General features: G+C 71.1%; 6 protein-coding genes. 4 read left to right on the top strand and 2 right to left on the bottom strand.

Annotated elements, in window-relative coordinates; translation table 11 throughout:
- Positions 1–142: 142 nt before the first annotated feature.
- Positions 143–1,108 (bottom strand): aldo/keto reductase, encoded by a 966-nt coding sequence (locus tag AB0H88_RS22245; RefSeq protein ID WP_357647240.1) that lies wholly within the window; start codon positions 1,106–1,108, stop codon positions 143–145.
- Between the two features lie 335 nt (positions 1,109–1,443).
- Here AB0H88_RS22245 and AB0H88_RS22240 point away from each other — a divergent pair, with 335 nt between their 5' ends.
- The 3 genes from AB0H88_RS22240 to AB0H88_RS22230 all read left to right on the top strand — a co-directional run bounded on the left by AB0H88_RS22240 (position 1,444) and on the right by AB0H88_RS22230 (position 4,865).
- Positions 1,444–2,292, top strand: a complete 849-nt coding sequence (locus tag AB0H88_RS22240; RefSeq protein WP_357647238.1) for a metallophosphoesterase — start codon at positions 1,444–1,446, stop codon at positions 2,290–2,292.
- A gap of 2 nt (positions 2,293–2,294) precedes the next feature.
- Complete coding sequence (locus tag AB0H88_RS22235; RefSeq protein ID WP_357647236.1) at positions 2,295–2,978, top strand: 4'-phosphopantetheinyl transferase superfamily protein; 684 nt, start codon at positions 2,295–2,297, stop codon at positions 2,976–2,978.
- A 375-nt stretch (positions 2,979–3,353) separates the two neighbouring features.
- Entirely contained in the window at positions 3,354–4,865 is a 1,512-nt protein-coding gene (locus AB0H88_RS22230) for a BTAD domain-containing putative transcriptional regulator (RefSeq protein ID WP_357647234.1), read from the top strand.
- On the opposite strand, the gene AB0H88_RS22225 is transcribed toward AB0H88_RS22230, so the two are convergent.
- On the bottom strand, positions 4,781–6,415 hold the full coding sequence (locus AB0H88_RS22225) for an FAD-dependent monooxygenase (protein ID WP_357647319.1): 1,635 nt from the start codon (positions 6,413–6,415) through the stop codon (positions 4,781–4,783). The genes AB0H88_RS22230 and AB0H88_RS22225 overlap by 85 nt on opposite strands.
- Here AB0H88_RS22225 and AB0H88_RS22220 point away from each other — a divergent pair.
- Positions 6,398–6,532 (top strand): hypothetical protein, encoded by a 135-nt coding sequence (locus tag AB0H88_RS22220; protein ID WP_357647325.1) that lies wholly within the window; start codon positions 6,398–6,400, stop codon positions 6,530–6,532. The genes AB0H88_RS22225 and AB0H88_RS22220 overlap by 18 nt on opposite strands.
- Positions 6,533–6,538: the final 6 nt, after the last annotated feature.

Raw genomic sequence — 6,538 nt, 5'->3', positions numbered from 1 at the left:
ACCCCGCGCCCAGTCGGGCCTTGGGCCCTGAACCCCGCGCCCAGTCGGGCCTTGGGCCCTGAACCCCGCGCCCAGTCGGGCCTTGGGCCCTGAACCCCGCGCCCAGTCGGGCCTTGGGCCCTGAACTCGGCTGGTTACGGGGTCAGAGCAGGAGCGCGCCCGACTGGTTCGCGCCACCGGCCGGGAGGATTCCGGCCAGCCGGTCGCGGGTCTCGGGCGCCAGGCGGACACCGGAGGCGGCCAGGTTCATCTCCAGATGCACCTGGTCGCGGGTGCTCGGCACGGGCACGACGTGCTCGCCGTGGGAGAGCAGCCAGGCCAGCGCCAGCCGGCCGGCGCCCAGGTCGAGCTGCGCCGCCGCGGCCTCGATCTGCCGCAGCGGACGGGTGCTCAGCCGCAGGTGCTCCTGCTGGAAGCGCGGGTCCTCATGCCTCCAGTCGCCGGTGCCGAGCTGGAGCGGCGACCTGATCCGGCCGGTGAGGAAGCCGCGGCCGAGCGGGCGGGCGGCGACCACGCCGAGGCCGAGCCGCCGCGCCTCGTCGAGGAGCTCCGGCGGGGCGCGCAGGCCCCAGAGCGAGTACTCGACGGCGATCGCGGTGACGGGATGTACGGCATGCGCCCGCCGTACCTGGTCGACCGTGGCGTTGGTCAGCCCGAGATGGCGGATCCGGCCCGCCCGTACGAGCTCCGACAGCCGGGACACCGCCTCCTCCACCGGGACGCGGTCGTCCTGGCAGTGCAGGTAGTACAGGTCGACGTAGTCGACGCCGAGGCGTCGCAGCGACGCCTCGCAGGCCCGCGCCAGATGGTCGGGGCTCGCGTCGAACTCGATCGGCTCGCCGGGGCCGCCGCGGCGCACGCCGCCGCGCGTCGAGACCACCACCTCGTCGCGCCGCCCGGCGATGGCGCGGCCCACGAGGCGCTCCACCTCTCCGGCGGCGTAGAAGTCGGCGGTGTCCAGGAGCGTCACGCCGCCGTCCAGGGCCCGGCGAAGCAGGCCGAGCGCCTCATCGCCGTCGATGGGGCCATAGGCGCCGCTGAGGGCCAGCGAGCCGAGTCCGATGTTCGAGATGTCCGGCCCATCCCGTCCCAGCCTCGTGTAACGCAATTGGACCGCCTTAGTGTGCCAATCGCAGACTGCTTCATTTCTATTGATACCTAGCATCACTCAAAGCGTGGTCAAAGACCGGTCAAAGTCGGATCCAGCGTTACGGATCGGCTTTGCGCTGAGGTGGAAGCTAGGCATTTATCCTCTTATATATACGTTTTGCGGGGCCCCCTGGATCACACGAGTTCGGCCCGTACCCGCTGACCTGGTAGCTCCTTCGGGGTCTGCTCTGACCTGCGACGACCCCTAGGCGTCCCCCCTACTTCCGAGGACGGCGCCCCATAAAGTAGTTAAGTGTGCTTTCGCGGAGATATGCTGCTGTATAAGCTGTGCTGGTGGTGCTTGGAAGCTCGGGTGGTGGGAGGTTGCTGGCGGTCAGCGACCTCCATGTGGCCTTCTCCGAGAACAGGACCGTCGTCCAGAACGTCTTTCCGTATTCGGATGACGACTGGCTGCTGATCGCCGGAGATGTCGCCGAGCGGTTCGCCGACATCGAATGGGCGCTGACCCTTCTCAAGAGTCGTTTCTCCACGGTCGTCTGGACGCCGGGAAACCACGAGCTGTGGACGCCGCGCGACGATCCGATCCAGTTACGGGGTGAGCACCGCTATCTCGCGCTGGTGGAGATGTGCCGGGGCCTCGGCGTGCTGACGCCGGAGGATCCCTATCCGGTCTGGACGGGACCCGGTGGTCCGGTGACCGTCGCTCCGCTGTTCCTGCTCTACGACTACACCTTCGGCGCGAACGGCGCGGGCAAGCGCCTGGCGCTGGAACGCGCGCACGAGGCGGGCGTCGTCTGCACGGATGAGTATCTGCTGCATCCGGATCCCTACCCGACCCGCGACGCCTGGTGCCGGGCGCGGCTCGCGGAGACCCGGCGCCGCCTCGGCGAGCGGGATCCGCGCCTGCCCACGGTGCTGGTCAACCACTATCCGCTCGTCCGCGAGCCGACCCGGATCCTGCGGCACCCGGAGTTCGCCCTGTGGTGCGGGACCGAGCGGACCGCCACCTGGCCCCTGCACTACGACGCGATCGCGGTCGTCTACGGGCACCTGCACATCCCTCGCACGACGTTCCACGACGGGGTGCGCTTCGAAGAGGTCTCTCTGGGCTATCCGCGCGAGTGGGTCCCGCGCGGGCGCACCGGCGGCCCGCTCAGGACCGTACTTCCAGCTCCGGAGTGAAGATGATCGAGCACATCCTGCCCGCGACGGTCAAGGCGTACGACACCTTCGACGACCCGCCCGGGACGATGCTCTTCCCGGAGGAGGAACGGCTGATCACGCGGGCCGTGGAGAAGCGGCGCAAGGAGTTCACGACGGCGCGGCTGTGCGCGCGCAAGGCGATGGAGCGGCTCGGCGTGGCGCCGGTGCCCGTGCTGTCGGGGCTGCGCGGCGAGCCGCTGTGGCCGCAGGGCGTCATCGGGAGCATCACCCACTGCGCCGGTTACCGGGCCGCCGCGCTCGCCCGGGCGGCGGGGGCGATCGGCATCGACGCCGAGCCCGACCAGCCGCTGGCCGAAGGCGTCGTGGAGGCCATCTCGCTGCCGCAGGAGCGTGACATGCTCCGCGCCCTGGCCGCCGAGGATCCGGGGGTGAGCTGGGACCGGCTGCTGTTCTGCGCCAAGGAGTCGGTCTACAAGGCGTGGTTCCCGCTGGCGAAGCGGTGGCTCGACTTCCAGGACGCGGCCATCACGGTGGATCCGGTGCGTCGGACGTTCACCGCGCGCCTCCTGGTTGTCGGGCCCCGCTGGCAGGGGCGGCGGCTGGGCGGCTTCACCGGCCGGTGGATGACCGGCAACGGCCTGATCGTGACCGCCATCGCCGTTCTGGCCCCGCAGCCGGCCGTCCAGAGCGGCCAGGTGCGGTGAACTCTTCCCAGTGAGCACCATGCGAAAGGCCATCACACCGAATGGTGTGATGGCCTTTCGCGTTCCGGGGGTGCAACGGCGGAGAACTGTGCATCGCCTCCCGAGCGGACAAAGTGCCGGTCAATCCGTCTGAGTCGAATCCTAGGACCGCCGGAATGGGTTTCCGACCCCTAGGTGCCCCCTGGAGACGGCCATGGGGCGCGGATTCGGCGGCACCCCTATAGAGCGGGGTCGGCCTGCCGTCAGGGGCCGCTTAGGGGTGACTTGGGCCGGAAGCCGTTACTAGCTTTGTGCGTAGTGCATATCCCGAGTTATCGGCGGGAGAGATTTCCCCATGGCGCGACATTATCTTTATCCGGCCGGGACGGAACGCTGATGGCACTCCAATTCCATGTCCTCGGTCCGCTCCGGGTGTTCGACGACGGCGATGAGCTGCAGATCTGCGCGAACAGGGAGCTGGCGATCCTGGCCAGCCTGGTCCTGAACGCCAACCGGGTCGTCAGCGTCGACCGGCTGATCGAGACCGTCTGGGCCGGCTCGGCGCCGCAGAGCGCGGGGCGGCAGGTCGCCATCTGCGTGTCGCGGCTGCGCAGAACTCTCGGGGCCGCGGCCATCGAGACCTCCAGCCCCGGCTACCTGCTGCGGGTCTCGGCCGAGAACATCGACTGGCTCCGGTTCGGGGCGCTGGTGGCGCGGGCACGCGGCCAGGCAGCGGGCGGGGCGCGCGAGGACGCCGTCCGGCTGCTGCGCGAGGCGCTCACACTGTGGCGGGGCAACCCCTTCGAGGACATTCGCGGCCTGCGGTACGACGTGGCGCGGATGGAGGAGTCTCGTCTTGAGGCTCTGGAGGCGTGCCTGGAGCTGGAGATCGACCTGGGGCACCACCACCGGGTGATCCCCGAACTGCTGGCCCTCGTGGCGGAATGCCCGTTCCGGGAGCGGGTCCGGGCCCAGCTCATGCTGGCGCAGTACCGGGCCGGCCGGCGGGCCGAGGCGTTGCGGACGTACCAGGAGACGCGCCGCTACCTGCTGGAGCAGATCGGCCTCGAACCTGGCCCGGCGCTGCGGCGGCTGCACGACCAGGTCCTCCGTGACGAGTCCGGGCTGATGCGGCCCGCCGCCCACCGGCCGTCCGGCGCGGGGCCGGTCGTACCGTCGCAGCTGCCCCCGCAGGTGCTGCCGTACGTCGGCCGCACGGGCGAGCTCGCCGCGCTGGACGCGGCGCTGCGGCCCGAGCCCGAGGTGGCGGTGCCGGGGACGATGGTCCTGAGCGGGCCGCGCGGGGTGGGCAAGTCGGCGCTGGCCCTGCGCTGGGCGCACGCCAGGATCGACTGGTTCCCGGACGGGCAGCTGTACGCCGACATGCGCGGCGTGTCCGCCGCCGCCGTGCTCGACCGGTTCCTGCGGGCGCTCGGCGTGCCCGGCCAGGACATCCCCCTCGACCCCGCCGAGAAGCTGGCGCTCTACCGCAGCTGTACGGCGCGCAGGCGGCTGCTCGTGGTCCTGGACGACGTCAAGGACAGCGCCCAGGTGCTGCCGCTGCTCCCCGGTGGCGCGAACTGCCGGGTGATCGTCACCAGCGCCGACCCGCTCGACGACCTCGTGGCCAGGCAGGGCGCGCACCGCGAGTTCGTCCGCCCGCTCCCGGCCGAGGCGGCGCGGGAGCTCGCCGACATGCTCGTCGGCGCGCCCTACACCCCGACCGTGGCCCAGGCCGTCACCGACCTGGTCGCCACCTCGTCAGGCAATCCCCTGTCGGTACGCCTCGGGGCCGCGCAGATGCGTACGCGGGCGCGCCACCATCACGACCTGGCCAGGATGGCGCCCAACGCGCCGGCCAGCGCGGCCTGCGACGCCGCGCCGCCGGGCGAACGCCAGCCGACATGACCGTCAGGGCGGACCAGCACGGCACCGGTGTCGCCGACGCCGTACTCCGCCGCCCAGGTCGGGGAGGTGAGCGGGGCGTCGGGCTCGCGCTCGCTCGCGCGGGAGATCTCGACGACGGACAGCGTGACGCTGAGCCGGTGCGCCGCCTCCTTGGCGGGCTGGACCCACCCGCTGCCGGTCGGGGTCATGAGGGTGAAGGCCGGGCCCAGCAGATCGAGCGTCGACACCCTGCCCTCCCGGGAGCTCAGCCAGACATGCGGGGCGCGGTGGCCGGGGCGGGCCGTCGGGACGTAGGTTCGGTACGGATCCGCCGGTGCCGGGTCCGGCGTGCCGTCGGGCACCACCGCGGCCGACTCGTAGCGGAAGCCCAGGATCAGGCCCTCGGAGCTGCGGCGCTCGGCCTGCTGCTCGATCGCCTGGCCCATCGACAGCTGACCTTGCATCATGCGCAGCGTGATCAGGGCGTTGACCAGGCTCTCGTCCACCGTCCTGACGGCGATCGGGCGGCGCTCGGCGTCGTAGGTGGCCAGCAGCTCCGTACCGGCCGTCCCGGTGAGGACGGCGGCCAGCTTCCAGGCGAGGTTGTGCGCGTCCTGGATGCCGCAGTTCATCCCGAACCCGCCCTGCGGAGTGGTCGCGTGCGCGGCGTCGCCGGCCAGGAAGACCGGGCCGTCGCGGAACACGGTCGCCACCACCGCCTGCTGCAGCCACGGCATGACCCCGACGACGGTGACGGGCAGGTCGGGCAGGCCGACGGCCGAGCGTACCGCCGCCACGCAGGCCTCCTCGGTGAAGTCGGCCGCGCTGCCGCCGGTGCTCGGGTCGTAGCCGGTCTGGATCATCCAGCGCCGCTTGTTGTCGACCGCCTCCACCGCGCACGGCGGGTCGCTGCGCAGGAACGACAGCGCCACCCGGCGGTCGGCGGGTAGTTCGCCGAGGTCGGCGTCGAACATGACGCTGACCATGTGCCCCAGCGGCGGCGGCCCCACGACCTCGATCCCGAGCCGCTCCCGGATCCCGCTGCGGCTCCCGTCTGCGGCCACGAGATAGCGCGCCCGGACGAGCACAGGGCCGTTCCCGCCCAAGCTCCCTGGCCCGGTCGTGGGGTCGGGAGCCTGCCCGGTCTCGGGCCCCGCCGCTGGTCCGGCCGTGGGCTCGATGGTCGCTTCCACACCGTCGGCGGTGACGCGGAGGTCCGTCATGGTGGTCGCGAAGCGGACGTCGGAGCGTGGGTGGGATTCGGCGACCCTGCGGAGGATCACTTCGAGGATGTCCTGGGAGCAGAGGTAGGTGTACGTGGGGCTCTGCGGCGCGTCGCGGTCTATGGCCGCCGCGGCCCGGACGAAGTCGTCGGAAGCCAGCGAGGTGCCGACCCCGACCGCCAGCACGTCCTCGCGGGGCATTCCGGCGCTCTCCACCTCCTCGGCGATTCCCCAGGCCCGGAAGATTTCCATGGTTCTGGTGGAAATGAGGCGCGCTTTCGGGAAAATCGCCGTCCCGGGATGCCTCTCCACGAGAAGGGAGGATATTCCGTGACGGGAGAGCTCGATGGATGCCGCCAGGCCGACCGGCCCGCCACCGACGATAAGAACCTCAACATCGACCTCATGCATGTTGTTAGCGTCGTATATCTGATTATCGCCGTCAATGCAGGGATAACCGGATGATACAGG

The sequence above is a fragment of the Nonomuraea sp. NPDC050680 genome, assembly GCF_040654555.1.
GTDB lineage: Bacteria > Actinomycetota > Actinomycetes > Streptosporangiales > Streptosporangiaceae > Nonomuraea.
Note: the sequence above shows the minus strand (reverse complement) of the source record. Positions and strands in the feature narration are given on the sequence as shown.

What these genes read in the sequence shown, in the direction of transcription:
- AB0H88_RS22235 (WP_357647236.1), top strand. Translation starts at nt 2,295, where the DNA reads ATGATCGAGCACATCCTGCCCGCGACGGTCAAGGCGTACGACACCTTC.
- AB0H88_RS22230 (WP_357647234.1), top strand. Translation starts at nt 3,354, where the DNA reads ATGGCACTCCAATTCCATGTCCTCGGTCCGCTCCGGGTGTTCGACGAC.